This is a genomic window from Rhizobium sp. L9, assembly GCF_002531885.1.
Lineage (GTDB): Bacteria > Pseudomonadota > Alphaproteobacteria > Rhizobiales > Rhizobiaceae > Rhizobium.
This window is the reverse complement of record NZ_NWSZ01000114.1, coordinates 1-574: the sequence shown is the minus strand read 5'-3', so window position 1 is coordinate 574 and position 574 is coordinate 1. Positions and strand designations below refer to the sequence as shown.

Below are 574 nucleotides of genomic sequence, written 5' to 3'. Positions count from 1 at the left end.
ACAGACTGCGGACAAACTTCTCGATGGTCCGCTTCGGGAACGTCCTTGGTTCGTCCGGATCCGTCGTGCCACTGTTCCGGCAGCAGATCAAGGAAGGCGGTCCGGTTACCCTGACGCATCCGAAAATTACCCGCTACTTCATGACCATTTCGGAAGCCTCGCAACTTGTCATCCAGGCGGGCGCCATGGCCGAGGGCGGCGATGTTTTCCTGCTCGATATGGGCGAGCCCGTCCGCATTGCGGATCTCGCCCGCAAGATGGTCGAACTGTCCGGATTGACCGTCCGGGACGTGGATAATCCCGAAGGGGACATCGAGCTTTCCGTTACGGGCTTGAGGCCCGGCGAGAAGCTTTATGAAGAATTGTTGATCGGGGATAACCCCGAGACAACCGAACATCCGCGGATCATGAAGGCGCGCGAGGACTTCCTGTTGTGGCCGGAACTTTCGAAGAAGCTCAATTCGCTCAATGCGGCATTGGATCGTAACGACATGATCGCGGCCCGCGCGACCCTGGCAGAACTTGTTTCCGGCTATTCCTCAACGGGTGAAGTTTCCGATCTTGCGTTCACCGG

The 574-nt window shown here is 58.0% G+C and carries 1 protein-coding gene; it reads left to right on the top strand.

All coding sequences use genetic code 11. The features are described 5' to 3' along the window. A partial coding sequence (locus CO660_RS32535; protein WP_245421425.1) for a polysaccharide biosynthesis protein occupies positions 1 to 574 on the top strand: 574 nt, incomplete at both ends.